The organism is Planctomycetota bacterium (genome assembly GCA_018242585.1).
Lineage (GTDB): Bacteria > Planctomycetota > Planctomycetia > Pirellulales > PNKZ01 > JAFEBQ01.
The window spans coordinates 58,154-74,572 of sequence record JAFEBQ010000004.1; the positions used below are offsets into that span (position 1 = coordinate 58,154).

Consider the following 16,419-nt stretch of genomic DNA (forward strand, 5'->3'; position numbering starts at 1 on the left):
ATGGCGCCACAGCCCGCGGCGCCCTTGGCCATTGCCGAGCGCGCCGATTACCGCTATGGCATCGAAGTCGGAGCGCTCGGCATCGCGCGCGAAGCAACTCCGCCGCCCGCGCGTCGAGCGGCCGATGAAGCCGGCGTATTGACCGAGTCGTTGCTGCCGCTGCGCAGTGGCACGCTCCGCTTCCAAAATGGGCTGTCGCCGATCTTCACACGCGCGCGGACGCTAACCATCCCGCTGCCCGCTCAATCGCGGCCAGTGCTGTACGTGCCCAATGCCGAAGAATTGCAACAACTGCAACAGCAGGTGGCGAAGCAACAGGTCAAAGTTGACGCGCTGCGACAAAAAGCCGCACAACGGCGCCAAGCCGAGTTGACGGCGCGCCGCGGCGGTGGCAACGGTTGGTTCAGCGTCGGCTTCTTCATGCTTGCCGCGCTGGGCGTCGTCGTCATGTGGTGCTGGCTGGCTCGGAGCGCTCGTGTCGGCGGCCCAGCACCGGTCGGCGCAATCGAAACCGACCAACTCGATGACGTCTGGGACGAGGAAGCGTTCTTTGAAGAATCGGCTGCGGCCGGTCAGTTCGCGGCTTTGGCCTTGGAGCTCAAGCGGGCCTTCCTCACCGGACAAGCGCGGATCGACGCCTGGCTCGAACGAGGTGGATTGTTGCGTTGGTGGGACGCGCTGATCGCCGCCTGCGGTTCCATGGCTCGCGACGCGGTGGATTTGGCGACCGGCACTCGATCAACGCGCCGTCAGATCGCGCGGCGCGTCGGCCACCACGCGCTGGTTTACTGGTGCGTCATCATGTCGGTGCTCATCGGCCTGCCCCAATCATCACGCGCCGGGACGTTTTACTGGGATCCAAATCAGAACGTGAACAACAGCAATCCCTACAGCCTGGCCACGCAGATCGGGCTGGGTGGGGCTGGCACGTGGGACAACTTGACCACGATGTGGTGGGATGGCTCGAGTGTTACCGACACCACTTGGAACAACGCCGGCAACGACGTGGCGGTGTTCGGCGGGCTGGTCGGCGGGGCCGTCAACTTGCAGGCCGCGGGAATCACCGTCGGCGGCGTGACGTTCAACACCACGGGCTATACGGTCGGCAGCGCCAACACCCTGACCCTGGGGGGAACGACGGCCACGTTGACGGCCAACGCCAGCGCCACCATTTCGTCGATCCTGGCCGGTTCGGCGAACATGGTGAAGAACGGCGGTGGCACCTTGACCATCACGGGCGCTTCGACCGGCTTTACCGGCGGCACGACGATCACGGCTGGAACACTGCTGCTCAAACAAGTGAGCCTGGGCCCCACGGGCACGCCGACGACCATCACCCTGAACAACGGCGGCGTTCTGAACACGTTCGACGCGGCGGCGTTTACGTACACCAACTTGATCAACGTCCAAGGGGCGGCCACGATCACCAATGGCGGAAACGTCCCCACCACGATCAGCGGCGGGCTGAACGTGGCCAATTCGCTCTTCACGATTGCTGGCTTTAGCACCTATACGTTCTCGGGCGCGACGACGCTGGCTGGGCCGATCACGACGTTGAATGTCGGCAACACGGTCTTCCTCTCGGGCAACGTCACCGGCGCGGTGCTCAACAAGACGGGCGGCGGCCCCTTGGTGCTAAACGGCGGCGCGGGGGTCAACGACAGTTGGTCGTTCACGCCGACGTTCCCCTCGGGCGGCTCGAACCCGATGGCCGTGACCAATATCCTGCAAGGCCGCTTGTTATTTCAGGGGGCCAATTCGCAATTACAAGCGGGGACCGTCCTGGTCAATGCCGGCGGTGAACTGGAAGTCAGTACTGGCGCGAATCTGAATGCGGGCACGAATATCGTGCTGGCTTCGAGTCTGAATGGCATGGGCGCCCTCGGCTTGAACTCGGCGGTGGACATGAGCGCGACGCCGATCGCCAATTTTCAGAACGCGATCGTGGGCGTGTACGGCGGCGCGTTTCAGATCAATAGCTCGACCTATACCTTCCCCATCGATCTGTCCAACTTCCTCTGGTCGACCGGGGCTTCGAGCAGCCCGATCTATCTCGGCTCGGCGGCGGGCGGCACGTTAACGGGCACCTTGTCCCCCGACCCGACCGGCGCCTATCGCTTGGGTGGGAATCTGTTGAACAACACGCTGACCGTGTCGGGCAACAACACATTTACCAACGCCACGGCCCCGTTGATCATCGGCTCGCCGATCGGCAACGTGTCAGGCTACAACACCTCGACCGGCGCCACGGTCATCAGCGGCAACAACGCCGGCTACAGCGGCACGGTGACCGTCAACGGCCGCAGCCAACTGAACCTGGCCGGCACGACCAATCAGAACCCCATCGGCACCGGCGTGATCGATTTGCTCGGCCTGAGCACGTTGAACATCAACGGCAAGTACGTGGGCACCAGCCCGATGCTGGGTAACACCACCGTCAATGCCTATGCCGGCAGCACGATCCAGTTGAACAACACGGCGTTCACCACCGCCAACACGAACGTCCGCTTCGATCCGTCAACCGTGCTGAACATGTACGGTTCGACGCTGAATTTCACCGTCTCGTACACGGGTGCCTTGACCACTTCGGCCCAGCAGTTCGCGACCTTGAACATGTCGGGCGCGGTCAGCCTTCAGGCCAGCACCACTACCACCAGCGGCACCGGCACGTTGACCTTCTCGGCCTTGAACCGTAACGACAACGCCACCTTGGCATTCCTGGCGTCGACGACGTCGTACGCCATCATCGGCCGCGCGACCAGCACTGGCAGCGTGCAAATCTTCGCCCCCAATCTCAACGGCACCAGCGCCGCGCCGCCGGTGACCAATGGCATGGTCGCGCCGTGGATGTTTGACCAGACGAACCTGACGTTCATGAATTACGGCGCGACCGGCTTCATCGACGCCCCCTGGACATCAACCCTGTCAACGGGCACGATCGGCGCGAATCCCACCGGGCTGGTCGTGGTCACCGCCAACATCAACACCGCCGCCGGCGCGTCGGCCTGGGCGTTCCGCACGGCCAACAACATCGGCGGTACGACCCTGACCATCGGCTCGGGTGGTTTGATTCAGACCGGCGGCACGATCTCGGCCCCGATCGTGTTCGGCTCGGTGGGGACGCCCGTCGAGGCGGTGCTTATCAACACAGGCAACGCGACCATCTCGGGGGCCATCACGGCCAACGGACTGACACGCACGGGCTCCACCGGTACCACGTTGACGATCAGCGGAGCCAACACCAACCTGACCGGCACCATCACCGTCAACGCCGGCACGTTGTCGGGCAGTCAGACCGGCTTGAACTACCGGCCCATCTTGCTGAACGGCGGCACGATCGACTTTAACAATGGCACGGTCTTTTATCAGAACAACATCACGGTCAACGGCGACGCGCAGATGAGCGACTCGAACGGCGGTCAGCCGCGGTTGGGCACGTTGCAAGTAAACGCCCGGCCAAACGATCCGACCGACCCGATCGTGTTGTCGATGGTGAACCAGAACTTCGACATCGGCACGACCACGCTCGGCGGCAACACGATCTTCAACGTCACCTCGGGCACCACCCGGATCGACGGGCCGTTGGTGGGCGAGGGCGTCTCGTTCACCAAGTACGGCGGCTCTTTCCTGTTCATCGACAGCACGACCAGCAGCTTCACCGGCTCGGTCACCGTTAACCAAGGGTTGTTGCTGCTGGCCACGGGGAACAATGCCGGAGACACACCGCTGGGTACGGCGGGTAGCACGGGGAACCCGATCGTCGTCAACCCGGGGGGCAACCTGGGGATCACCAATACGACCGTCTCCGGCGTGACGAACGTAACCTTGACCAGCGACACAGGCGGCCTGGCAGGCATCGGTCTGGCCTACTCGGGTAACGCGGGCTTGCCGTTGGCAAGCTCGCTGTCGTTGACGATCAACTCGGCCAATTACTCGGCGCCGTTTGGTGGCGTGGTGAGCATCAATGCCACCGGCTTCAGCGCGCCAATTGACTTTGGCAACATCTTTGGCCAGTCCAATTGGTTCCTCGGCTCGAACTTTGGCGGCAGCTTCACCGGCACGCTCACTCCGGACACCAACGGGGTCTATCGCCTGGGGGGCGGCGGCAGCACGCTCACCCTGGTGGGCGGCAACAACCAAATCAACAACAGCACCTTCACCGGTGGCGTCACGGTGCAGTTCGGCGCCATCAGCAACTATTACCAGGCCAGCAGCGTCGCGCTGTTTAATGGCAGCGGCAACGTGCAAATCGCGGTGGCGAACAACTACAGCGGTTCGTCGATCATCAACGCGGGCGAGACCGTCTTCGCGGCCAACAACAACGCGCTTGGCACGAGCACCATCTTCTTTAACGGCGGTGGGCTGGCGGCCGATTCGTCCTCGGGGCTCCCCACGCTCAGCGCGCTGCGGACCATCACGAACACCATCGGGTTCTACGGCGACGCGGTGTTCACCAACACGCCCAGCTTGGTGATTGCCGGACAGGTGAACCTGGGCGACGGCATCACGGGGGCGAACCGGACCTTGACCATCAACAATGCCGCCACTTCGAGCACGTCGGACGGCATGGTAATCATTACCGGCACGATCTCCGATGGCATCAACGGCGCGGCCAACAACAGCCTGACCAAAGGTGGCGCCGGCGTGCTGGCCCTGACCAATACGAACAACAGTTGGACGGGTGCCACCAACATCAACCTCGGCGAAATCCTGGTCACCAACGACTCGCAAATCTCGTCGCAGTCGTTGATCACGATGAACGGCGGCGGTCTGGCGGCCTGGACAACCTCGTTCACCACCGACCGGCCTTATGTCCTGTACGGCCTCGGCCTGTTCGACGTGGGGGCGGGTGTCACCCTGACCCAGGCGCTCGACGTGGCCGGCAACAGCAACCTGAGCGGCGCCGGTGCGCTGAACAAGCTGGGCCTCGGCACGTTGCTGCTCAATGGCGTCAACTCGTACACCGGCATTACCACGATCAGCAACGGCATTCTGGCCGTCAGCGCCGACGTGAACCTGGGTGACGTGCCGACCAAGCAGTCGGTCACCATTCAGGGTGGCGTGTTGCAGGTGCTCAACACCACCGCGAATTTAGGCTCGTTCACCACCTCGCGCAATATCGCCGTCACCACGTCGGGCGGAATCGATATCGCGGCCGGCGCGACCGCAACCGTTGCCGGCGTGGTAAGCGGCACGGGCTTGTTGACCAAGCTTGGCGGCGGCACGTTGTTCGTCGCGGGCAACAACACCAACACCGCGGTGGCGATCCAAAACGGCGTCCTGCAAGCCAGCGGCAGCCTGCCCTTCGCGGCCACGGCCACGCTCAGCTTCAACGGCGGCACCCTGTCGCTGAAGAACCTTGCCGCCAATCAAACCGTCACGACTTCGGGAGCTTCGACGTACGGCGGCGGCGGGCACTTGGAAATCATCGCGGGTGCCACCACGACGAGCACGTTTACCATGTCGGGCGCGCTGACTCGATCGGGCTTCGGCACGTTGATCCTCAACCCGGGGAGCACCAACACCCTGGGCGTGACGACGGCCGGCGGCGTGCGCTGGTTGCAGACGGGCAACATCAACGGCGTGGCCGCGGCGTCGGCCAATGTGAGCGGCGTCGGCATCTTGCCCGCCAGCATCATCGTCGAGACCAATGGCATTGGAAACTTCGCGGTCTCCAGCGGCGGCACGGTGGGCGTCAGGTCGTACTCGGGCGCCGTGGTGACCGATCTGGTGAGCACGCCGCTCCAGCCAACGGCCATCGCCTCGATCAGCGCGACCCAGAACCTGACCGGCACCAGCAGCATTTACGCTCTGGCCACGTCGGCCGATATCACCGGCGGCACGCTGCTGGTCGAAAGTTTGTCCAACACCAATCAAGGTGGCATCCTCGTCAATGGCAACGTGACCATCGGCGCGAACTTGATCGCTGACGCCACCTATGCCACCGGAACCACCACATCGGGCGAAGTCCTGCTGTACGTCGCGCCGGGCTTTACGGCCTCGGTCACCGGCAACGTGGTCGCCAACAGCTTCACCAAATTCGGCACGGGCACGCTCAACTTGAGCAGCGCTGATTTTTCCGTGCTGGGCGCCGTGACGGTCCAAGAGGGAACGCTGCGCATCGGAGCGGGCGCTGGCAATTTGTTCTCTCCCGGACAGACGCAGTTGTTCTTGAACAACCAGGGCACGTTGGATTTGAATGGCCAATCGCTGATGGTTGCCGGCCTGGGTAACACGGCGGCCGTCACCGGTGGCATCGCCGGCGGCATCGTCGGTAACAGCAGCAACACCAACGCCACGCTCCGCGTCAACAGCCCCAACGGCGCCGTCACCACCTTTGGCGGCGTGATTCAGGACAACCTGGGGTCGGGCACCGGCAAGGTCACGCTCAACAAGAACGGCCAGGGGACGTTGGTGCTGTCGAACTTCTCGACCAGCAACGACCAAGCCAGCCAGAACAGCTTTACCGGCGGCGTGAACCTGACGGCCGGCACGTTGACGATTCAAGACCCGCAGGCCCTCGGCGGCGCCAATGGCACGACGCCTGGCGCGGTCAACCTGTATGGCGGCACGCTGAACCTGAACAGCAACGGCGGCGGCTTCAACAGCGCGATCATCCTGGGCAATCCGACGACCACGGGGCTGACGCTGAATCTGCTCGGCTCGGCGGCGATCAACGTCGATCGCACCACGGCCTCGACCAGCTACACGGGAAACTACTTCCAAATCGGCACGCTGAACCTGGGTGAGAACACCCTGTCGGTGACCGGCGCCGACAGTTATGGCCTGCAAGTGCAGGACGCCGTGAACATTCTGGGCAACTACGCCGTGATCGCGCCAGGGACCGGATATCCCAGCGGCACCCTCAGCCTGGCAGGCGTCATCAGCGGCGGCGCGCTCGACATCAAAGCCCTCGGCAACTACACCTTCACGACGGTCATCGCCGGCAATAGCAACACCTACACCGGCGGCACCAACATCCTGACCGGCGCGCTGCAGATCGTCCCGACCAGCGGCACGCCGCTGGGCAGCGGGCGCGTCGAGGTGTTTCCGGGGGCGGTGTTGCGGTTGTCGAGCACCTTTGGCAACGACGGCACGATTGGCGGCGCGGCGCTGCAAGTGCTGAGCACCAAGAGCACGATGGGGGTGGTGGCCCTCGACACGAGCATTGATCCCTCGACGCTCCTGACATCCAGCAATTTCAATAGCGCTTATAGTGTTTTGCTGGGCATCTCGACGCCGTACTTTTCCCAACCGCTCGACATGTCGACCATCGGCAATGGCCGCGCGTTCCTGGGCGGAGCGCTGAACCAGGAAGTCGACTACACCGCCGCGACGCTCGGCGCGGGCGCCGCCGAGCCGATCATCACGACGCTGACCGGCGTCAGCACCCCGGTTTATCGACTGGGGGGCGGCGTCAACAGCCTGGCCCTGGTCGGGCCCGACAACCTGCTGACCGACAAGGGGGGCGTGCCGACCTTCGTTCAGTTTGGCAACCCGAACAGCAATGTCGCCTCGGTCACGCTGGGTGGTGGCACGATCTACATTCGTGAATCAAACAACTACACCGGCGGCACCCAGATCGCCAAGTCAACCACCGTCGAAATCGACGTCGGTTCCGGCCCGGCCGGACAGACGCCGCTGGGAACTGGCACCGTTGAGGTGTATGGCACGCTGCAAGCGGGCCTGCCGGGGGGCTATAACGGCGTGGCTTCGTTCTTCAATGCCGCCACGGGCACCAACTCGGTCAACATCCAGATGCGGCCGGGCGGTTCGTTGCTGATCTTCGACGCGCCGGGGAACGTGCCCGGGGGCCAGGGCCGCTGGGGCGACAATGTTCCGCTTGACTTGAACGGCGGCACCTTCCGTTTCTTGGGCGCTTCGTCGTACGACTCGTCCGAGACGATCGGCGTGATCACCGTTAACAAAGGCTCGACCTTGTTCGTCAACCGCGGCGCGGCCGGCAACGCGGCTTTGACGATCGGCGGCACCAATGCCACGACGGCCGGCCTGGTGCGCGGGACCGGTGGCACCTTGCAGATTCAGGTGTCGACCAGCTCGTTCCATGCCTTGGGCCAGGCCGACGGTGTCGGCACTTTGTCTGGTCAATCGGATCGCTTGATCGTCAACGGTGGCATCAGCGGGATTGGTGGATTGAGCGGCGTGACCAACACCGGCAGCGGCGTGATCGCCGGCGGCGTCGGTATGGCCGCGCCGTGGATCGTCGACCTGACCAACCTGACGTACGTCACCTATGACCCGTCGGGCCTGGGGACCGGCTTCCAGGATGTGTTGCCCAATAACGCCTCACCGGCGGCAGGCCAAGTCGGCTATAGCCAGATTGTCAATGGCGCGGTCTTTGGCGCCGGCGCGAGCCCGGGCCAGGACACGATCGATGTCGAAGTCGCCGCCACGACCTTGTCGTCGAACATCGACGCCTGGGCCATGCGCATCGGCGCCCAGACCACCATCAACCCCAACGGTGCGTTCAATCAAATCACGCTTGAGAGCGGTGGTTTGTTGGTGGCCGCGGCCTCCACGCTGGGGGCCGCGACGACATCGACCGGTATGTTGGGTTTGCCGGCGCCGATGACTCTCTACTTTGGCAACAGCAGCACGAGCACCCCGACCGAAGCCATCATCTACAACAGCACGACCGTGACGATCAACGCCCAGATCGTCGCCAACGGCCTGACCAAGTTTGGCGCAGGCCAACTCGATATCTTCTCGAGCAACCCGTCGTTGTCCGGGACGATCACGATCAATCAGGGCAACCTCATGGTGTTGAACTCGATTAGCGGTATCGGCACCACCGTGGCCGGCGCGCTCAACGGCCAGAATGTGGTGCTCAATGGCGGCGGCTTGGTGATCGATGCCTTTGTCGGCAACGCCTCGACCGCCACCCAGGCGTCGAATATCCGCGCGACAAGCTACCTGGGGAGCAATGTCACCGTCAACGGCGACGCCGCGATCACCAACAATGGCCAGTCGACGCTGCAGCGAATCAACGCCCTGACACTGGCCGATCTTGGCCCGCACAGCCCGATCAATCTGACGATTCAGGGCATCGCCGTCATGGGCCCGGTGACCTTGGGGGCCAATAACAACAACATCATCGCGTCGTTCGCCGGCATGGCGAATGAAATCTTCTATGGCCAGGTCAGCGGCGGCATGCTCAGCAAGTGGGGCAATGGCACCCTGACCTTGGTGAACCCCACCAACAACTACTCGGGGGGCACGATCGTCAACGGCGACGCGCAAGGCACGGCGACCAGCGTGCTGGCCAGCATGACCAAGACCGGGACGCCGTTCGGCACCGGGCCGATCTCCGTCAACCCGGGCGGCATGTTGCGGATCATGGACCCCAGCAACATCGCCAACCAGACCGTCACGTTGAACAGCGACGGCATCGGGCTGGCCGGCCTGGCGCTGGCCTATAACGGTCCCGCGCCGACGATCACCACGTCGGGCACGGCCCAGAACGGCCAGGTGCTGGTCCAGTCGAGCGGCGACTTTGGCGGCGTGCTGGCCTTGGACATCAACTTCTACACCCAAGCGATCAACCAGGCCACGTTGGGCAACGGCAAGATGTTCCTGGGAACGTCGACCAGCAACACATACTTCAACGCCACGCTCACTCCCGGCGCGCCGGACAGCGGAACCACGCCGGTCTATCGTCTGGCCAGCGGCGGCAATCAGGGTACCCTCAGCCTGGGTGGCGGCTTCTTCGAGAACGTCTTGACCGCGGCCAGCAGCCCGACCGGCACGGTCAGCGTGCAGATCGGCGCCGCCACCGGCGCCGATCCGACCAGCACCCTGGCCACCTACGTGAACGGCAACGGCTCGTTGGCCTTGAACAATCGGAACAACCTGACGGCCGGCAGCATCGTGCAAATCAACGGCGGCGCGGTGCCGGTCATCAGTCAGAACAACACCAACGGCGCGAACCTGAACCTGGGCAACAACCTGGCCCTGGGCCAGGCGACGCTGGTCTTCAACGGCGGCAACCTGACCGACTCGACGTCGATTGTCTTGCCGGCGGTCAACAACCTCGTCCTGCTGGCCGACACCATGACCGCCAGCAACGGCTCGGAGATCGACATCCTGGGGAACGTGAACATGTCGCCGTCGGGCGTCGGCGCCACGCGAACCTGGAACATGACCAGCTCGACCTTGGCCATCGACGGCGTCGTCAGCGGCGTCGCCGGCTCGGACCTGATCAAGACCGGCAACGGCTTGTTGCTGTTGGGTGGGCAGAACACGTACCTCGGCACCACGACGATCAACGCGGGCACGGTGCTGGTCAGTACGAACGTGCTTGCCAACCAGAACGGCGCGCTGGGGAACAGCGACACGCCGGTCATCCTGGGCAATGCCGGCACCAACACCGCCGGCAGCATGGGCTTGGCCGGGCAGGTCACGTTTGGCCGCGACATCCAGACCACGCCCAACGGCACCGCGTCCAACAATCTGTATGGCCAGGCGCTCGCCTATGCGAACATCACCGGCGGCATCAACTTGACGGGCACGATGAGCGTGCTGCAATTCAGCTCGACGACCAACACCGGCGGGATTCTTGATCTGCAAGGGGCGATCAGCGGCACGGGGGCCCTGAGCCTGGGCGCCCAGGTGAGCACCCAATCGGGCACGGTGCGCATCTCGGGTAGCACCAACGGGCTAAGCGGCAACAACTTTACCGGCGGCGTAACGCTGGCGGGCGGGCGGCTGCAGATCGGCGCCGACACTTATTACACCGGTTCCACCAATTCGGGCACGATCCTGAGCGGCCCGTTGGGAACCGGCACATTGACGCTCAGCGGGACCGGCGTCGTGCTCGAAGCGTACGGCGCGGCGCGGCTGATCATGAACCCGCTCGGCGCGCTGTCTTCGACCAGCGCCACCACGGTCGCTTTTGGCGGACACAACAGCTTGACCTTTGCCAACTCCACGGCCTTCAACATCAACAGCTCGGCGTCCAGTCTAGCGCGCACGTTCAACGTGCAGACCACGCAAGGCGTCGTCACCATCATGGCGCCGCTTACCCAGACCGGCACCACGTCGCTGACCAAGACGGGGGCCGGCACGTTGGTGCTGTCCGGCGCGAATGCCTTCTCGGGCGGAATCACCATCTCGCAAGGCACGTTGGAAGTCTTTGCCGACAACAACCTGGGCGCGGTCACCTCGACGTCGAACAACATGACGCTCGGTTCCGCCAATAACTATGCCCAATTGATGCTGGGCGGCGGCTCGTCGCTCGTCTGGAACTCGGGCCTTGGCAATAGCAACCGCGTCTTGACGTTGGCTGGGCCGTCGTCGTTGAACTTGCTGGCCGGCAGCAGCTTGAACATCAACACCAAGGTCACGGCCGCGGCGGCGAACCCGCTCAGCGTGATCGGCCCGGGCACGTTGTCCTTGAACAACACCACGAACGCCATCGTCAACCTGATCGTCGGTGGCGACCCGTCCGGGGGCGGCATTGTCCAGACGACGGCCACCTTGGGCACTCCGTTTACCACGGGCGCGGGCAACAACGTGACGCTCTACTCGGGCGAGTTGTTCGTCAACAATTCCGCCGGAGCGGCGGCTCAGTCGATTACCATCGGCGCGCTGAACTACGCCGGCGGCGGTTATGTGGCAATGGCCATGGGGTCTGTCGCCACCACCACTTCGACGTTGATCGCGACGGCGCTGACGCGCCAAGCGCAAGGCACGATCATCATCTCGCCGTCGGCGCTGGCGAATCTGGGACTCACGGAAAAGTTCGCCACCGGCACGGCACAGTCGGTTACCAACGGCATGCTGACCTTGCCATCGATCGTCGTGCAAGACGTGACCGCCAGCCCCGTGACGGCCGGCGGCATTGTCTACGGCGACCTGAACTTCGCCGCCTACAACGCCAGTTCAGGCAGCTTTGTCGTCAACACGACGAGCACGACGAGCTCGCTCGACGCGAGCAACGCGACCAGCCTGGCGGCCCTGATCGCCAGCACCACCGTCGGCACCGCGGCGGGCCAGACGATTGACATCTATGCCGTGCAGACCAGCGCGAACATCAGCCCGTTCGATCCGACCAACGTGCTGCGCATCAACAACGGCGGTTTGATTCTGAACGGCACGACGAGCGCGCCCTTGGTGAGCGCGAACCTGTTCTTTGGCACCTCGTCCAGCGCCACCGAGGCGCTGGTCTACGTGCGCGGCGGCCAGACCGGCTTCTCGACCATCTCGGGCAATATCACCGCGACCAACTTCACCAAGGCGGGGGCCGGCAGCCTGGTGCTGAGTGGCACGAGCAACTTGCTCACCTCGTCCACCACGACCAGCGTCGCCACCGTGGCCATCGACCAGGGCGTATTGCAGTTCGCCGGCCAGAGCGCCGTGTTCAGCAGCACGTTCTCCTCGGGCGCGAGCGCGTCGGGGCTGGTCAATATCGCGCCGGTTGACCAGGGGACGTTGGACCTGAACGGTCAGAACCTGACGTTTGCCGGCCTGGGCTTCGCCAACTCGTCGACCTCGACGGGCATCGTCACCAACTCGGCCGGCACGACCGCCTCGCTGACCCTGAACGGGTACAACCAGACGACCACGTTCAACGGCGCGCTGAGCGGCAACCTGAACCTGAACAAGACCGGCAGCGGCACGCTGGTCCTGGGCAATAACAGCAGTTACAGCGGCACCACGACGATCTATGCCGGACAGATTTTCAGCGCCAGCAGCAGCTACTCGGCGAACGGCGCCGTGCAGATTCAAGGCGTCACCAGTCTGGGCACGGGCCCCATCGTGCTCGCCGGCGGCGCCTTGACGATTAGCGCCGTCCTCGGCGCCACGGCCATCGCGGGCAACGAGGTGGAGGACAACATCAGCGTGCTTCAAATCGGGCCCAACAACGGTTACGACGTCACCGTGGCCGCGTTGAACAACTACGGCGCGCCAAACACCACCAGCAATATCTCCGCCACGGGCGCCGCCGCCTGGCAGGTCATCAACTCGCTGAACGTGTTGGCGCCGGTGGTGTCCTTTGGCGGCAGCGGCTCGAATATCTTGGTCCGCGGCGGCGCCACCTTCAGCGGCACCGTGGCCGGCATGAATGTGGTGATGACCGACGGGGCGGGCGGCACGGTGACAAGCAATAGCGCGGTCATCAACGTCGTCAACCAGGTGGTCTTGGGTGGCCCGGTGTCCGCCCCTGGCAGCGTGATTACCAAGATCGGTGGGAGCACGTTGTTCTTGACCAATACGGGTGACCAGGGCAACGCGGCCAATAACGTCGGTGCCTGGCAGGTGGAGGTCGGCACGATCGAAACACGCGTCACGGGGGGGGGCGTCAGCCCGCTCGGCCCCAACGCGACCTTGATTCTCAACGGCGCGTCGTGGAACCTGCGCGACGATGGCGACAACACCAACAATTCACAACTGTTGACCGAGTTCCAGAACAACACGATCCAGATCGGCTCGCTCGGCTCGATCACCAGCATGAACTATCAGTCGAGCGCCAATGCGACGATCGACTCGCGCACGCTTTCGCTCGGCAATAACAAGACGGTCCTCATCAACAACCTCGTCTTTGGCGGGCCTTTGGGAACCGCTTTCCTGTCCCCCACCGGCGCGAACAACTACTCGTACCAGATCAACAACCTTTCGCTGCAGGGGCGTGACGCGGCCTTGAGCATGGGCCTCAGCATGACCGTCAACAACCTGAGTGGAAACGGCACCCTGTTCCGCCAAGGCGGAGCCACGTTGTACATCAATGGGAACAACAGCACGACCGGCAACACGGGCGGCACGGTCATGGCGGGGGGCACCTTGGCGTTTGGCTCGCTGATGGGCACCAACCTGATCCAACTTAACAACAGCGCGACCCTCGGCCCCGGCAACATCACGATTCAGCCCGGCGCGATCGTCCGCTTCAACAGCCCCACGAACCTGGCCAACGCCGGGCAGTTGGTCGATGTCCGCAGCAACCTCTCGAACCTGGGCATCCTGGGCATCGGCGACAACTCGCCCATCGCCAGCTACAACCTCCGCACGCCCATGGCCGCCGGCGCCTATAACAGCAGCATGGTGCTGTCGCTGGGAACCGGCGGCGGCATTTTGGCGATCAACACCCAGAACTACTCCCAGGCCATCGACCTGTCGCGCATTGGCGACGGCAGTTGGTACTTGGGTTCGACCAGCAACGGCGTCGGTCTGAACGGCAGCTACGACGCCACTTCGTTGGGCGTCGGCGCCGCCTACAACTTTGGCACCAGCAGCAGCCCGATCAACCAGGCGGCTTATCGCCTGGGTGGCGGCGGCGCGTCGCTGTTGATCAACAACTCGGTGCTGGTCGGCAACGCCGGCGTGGTGGTCGGCTTGCCGCGCACCAATGCGGCCAACGCCGTCGGCAATGGCACCGGCACGGTGATTCTCGGCAGCGCGCAAAGCTACACGGGGCCAACCGAAGTTTACAGCGGCAGCACGCTCGAGTTCCGCGGCCAACTGAGCACCAGCCAGATCGAGACGTTCGGCCTGGTCACGGCCGGCGGCGCGGGGGGAACTTTCGTCAATTCGACCGGCACCGGCAACATCGCGGTCCTGGCCCGCCCGGGAAGTGAAATCCGCCTCGACAACCAATTCGACCTGTTGCCCAACTCGGCCACGAACGGCCGCTGGTTCGACACCGCGCCGGTCAACTTGGACAGCACCATCCTCCGCTTGATCGGCAATTTCACCACGGACATCCGGGAAACCGTCGGCCAGGTCACCGTCACCGGCGGCTCGTTGATCATCGCCAATCGCAGCTTCAACGGCCGCGCCACCGAACTGGACATCGCGGGCGTCACGCGGTCGACGAATGTCGCGGTCACCGGTTCGAGCGGCGTGTACACGATCGCCGGCAACAACGCCATGTTGTCGATCGAAGGGGCGGCGAACACACTGGGCGCCGACGAGCGCGTGATCATCACCACTCCGGCCAACGTGCCCACCGTGACCAATGGCATGGTCGCGCCGTGGATGGTCGACCGCAACAATAGCCAGTTCCTCACCTACAGCACCACGGACCTGGGCTTTATCGACGCCGGCTTCACGTTGTCGATGAGCGGCGGGCTGGCCGGCGGGATCACCGGCGGCACCGATCGGGCCTATTTCACGGCCTCCACGACGTTCTCGGGCGGGAGCACGATCGATGTCTACGCGGCGCGCGTCGACGCCTCGCTCAGCCTGTCGTCCTCGTTCAACGGCGAACAATTGATCCTGGAAAGCGGTGGCTTGCTGGTCGGCGGCGCCGCGGCTCCGACCATCTTGCCGCAATTGGTCTTTGGCACGCCGACCGCGTCGACCGAAGCGATGATTAGCATCGGCAACAGCGGCAGCGCCAACTTGACGCTCGGTGACATCACCAATCCAAACAGCGGCGCCGGCCAGCTCTTGGCCACCAGCATTTCCAAGTTCGGCGACGGCGTGCTGACCTTGGTGGCGAACCAGCCGAACTTCACCGGCAACATCGCCGTCGATCGCGGCACGGTGTCGCTCCAGTCGGTCGCCGGCGGCGCTTCCACCGCCGGTGGCAGCAACGTGGCCCCGTCCTTCACCGCCGGCGCCGTCGTGCTGAACGGCTTCAACACCACGCTCAGTTTGGGCCTGGGCGGAGCCAACGGCACGGCCAGCACGTTTAGCAATTCGATCGTCCTGGGACCAAACAACCCGCTGGCCACCTTGGCCGTGCTGAGCGCCGTCGGCCAGACCACCACCACCAGCACGGCGTTTCTGACGGGTGGTTTGCTGTTCGGTGGCGCGCCGGGCGAACAAGGACAGACGCTGCAGGTCACCAATCCATCGGGCACCACCAACTCGATCCAGATCAACGGGTTGGTCGATTTGGGCACCGGCGGCAACGTGACCGTCGCCACGACAACCACGGCCACCCTGACCTTGGCCGGACAAGTCGTCGGTAGTTCGACCCTCATCAAGAACGGCGCGGGCTTTGGCAGCACCGGTGTGCTGGCGTTGTTGAACACGGCCAACTTGAACACCTACACCGGCGGCACGGTGCTCGTGTCCGGCACGATGTTCGTGTATGGCTCGAATAGCGCCAACACGGCCACCTATTCGGCGCTGGCGACCGGCGGCCTGGGCTCGGGCGCGGTCACGCTGGACGGCGGCACGCTAAGCCTGAGGATCGCGGCTGACGCCACGACGACGTTCAAGACCATCACCTTCGCCAACGATCTGGTCGTGAATGGAAACTCCACGATTGTCGTCGATCGCGGAGGGACCGGTATCGACACCACCAGCACCACCAAGAACCTGGCTTTCAATAGCCTGTCGATCGGCTCGCAGAACCTGACATTGCTGGGCGCTAACGCCTTCTCGTTGGGCGTGATGGGCACGACCACGTTGTCAGGCTCGCCGATTCTCACTCTGGCCAGTTCCGACCTGGTT

At 64.0% G+C, this 16,419-nt stretch carries 1 protein-coding gene (running past one end of the window); it reads left to right on the forward strand.

What is annotated here, in order from left to right; translation table 11 throughout:
• On the forward strand, nucleotides 1-16,419 hold the 5' portion of the coding sequence (locus tag JSS27_02005; GenBank protein MBS0207705.1) for an autotransporter-associated beta strand repeat-containing protein. 13,824 nt of this gene lie beyond the right edge of the window; only the first 16,419 of its 30,243 coding nucleotides appear in the window; its start codon is at nucleotides 1-3; its stop codon lies beyond the right edge, outside the window.